A 1,326-nucleotide genomic window follows, 5' to 3' on the forward strand; every position below is an offset into this window, starting at 1 on the left:
CCCCGGCCCCCGCCGGGGCGGCCGCCGAGGGACGCGGCGCGCGTGGGGCGCGGCACGCGCGGGCGGCATCGGCTGGGGGGCGGCCGTCGCGGGACGTCGGATCCGGAACCGGGAGGAACACGTGCTGGCAGGCCAAGGACTCGTCCAGATCGGCGAACTGTCACTCGCCCTCGTGCTCTCCGCATGCATCGGCCTCGAACGGGGCGTGCGCAACAAGAGCGCCGGCCTGCGCACGCACACCCTCGTCGGCGTCGGCGCCGCCCTGTTCATGCTGGTCAGCAAGTACGGCTTCCAGCACGCCCCCGGGCCCGTCGCGTTCGACCCGTCCCGCGTCGCCGCGCAGATCGTCTCCGGCATCGGCTTCATCGGCGGCGGCCTCATCTTCGTCCGCCGCGACGCCGTCCGCGGCCTCACCACCGCCGCCGTCGTCTGGGTGACCGCCGCCGTCGGGATGGCCGCGGGCGGCGGGCTGTGGCTCCTCGCGATCGCGGGCACCGCCGGGCACTTCCTCGTCGTGTACGGGCTGAGCTCGCTCACCCGGCGGCTGCCGCTCGACCGGTTCCGGCCCGCCGACCAGACCCGGATGCGCCTGATCTACCGCGACGGCCGCGGTGCCCTCCGCCGCGTCCTCGTCGAATGCACCCAGCGCGGATTCGCCGTCCTCGAAGTCAACGTGGAACGCGAATACCTGCCGGACGACTCCGACCTCGGCCGCGACGAACGCCGCGACCGCGACCGCGACCGCGACGAGAACGCGCAGCGTCGCCGGGGCCGCTGGAACGCCGTCGTCACCCTCGTCCTCGAAGGCCCCGGATCCATTCCCGACCTCACCGCCGTCCTGAGCGAACTCCCCGACGTCGTAGCCGTAACAACAGGCTCCGACCGCGATGACGAGTAACTCCGGTAAAGCGGTCGTAGCGGTGGATGCGGTTGTGTAGTCGGCGAGTTCGCGATGGATGTTTCCTGGACAGTTGGCAGTGTCGGCAGTTTGCGGTGGACGACTCGGTGTGGCGTTCGCCGTAAGTAGTTCACGGTAGGCAGTTCGCAGTGGGCAGTTCGCGGTGGCGTTCGGTTAGTGGTTAGTGGTTAGCGGTTCGCGGTAGGGGGCGCGGTTGACGGTTGACGGTTGGCGGTGCGGCAGAGGGGTGTTCGGAAGAATCACAAGAAGGGTGTTCGGGTGGTGGGGTGGCGCTTGCGTACGGGGCCGCCCCTCCAAAGTCAAGGGCGCCTTCGGCGTCGCTTCGCGATGGACTTCGTCCACCCTTGACTTTGGAGCCTCTGCGGCCCCTGGGCAGGTGATGGGGGCAGGCTCCGCCTGCCCCGCCC

1 protein-coding gene is annotated in these 1,326 nt (G+C 70.7%); it reads left to right on the forward strand.

Annotation, left to right across the window (positions count from 1 at the left end; translation table 11 throughout):
- The first annotated feature begins 121 nt into the window (after positions 1-121).
- On the forward strand, positions 122-898 hold the full coding sequence (locus F9B16_RS50430; RefSeq protein ID WP_151547348.1) for an MgtC/SapB family protein: 777 nt from the start codon (positions 122-124) through the stop codon (positions 896-898).
- The last annotated feature ends 428 nt before the right edge of the window (positions 899-1,326 follow it).

The organism is Actinomadura montaniterrae (assembly GCF_008923365.1).
GTDB classification, from domain to species: domain Bacteria; phylum Actinomycetota; class Actinomycetes; order Streptosporangiales; family Streptosporangiaceae; genus Spirillospora; species Spirillospora montaniterrae.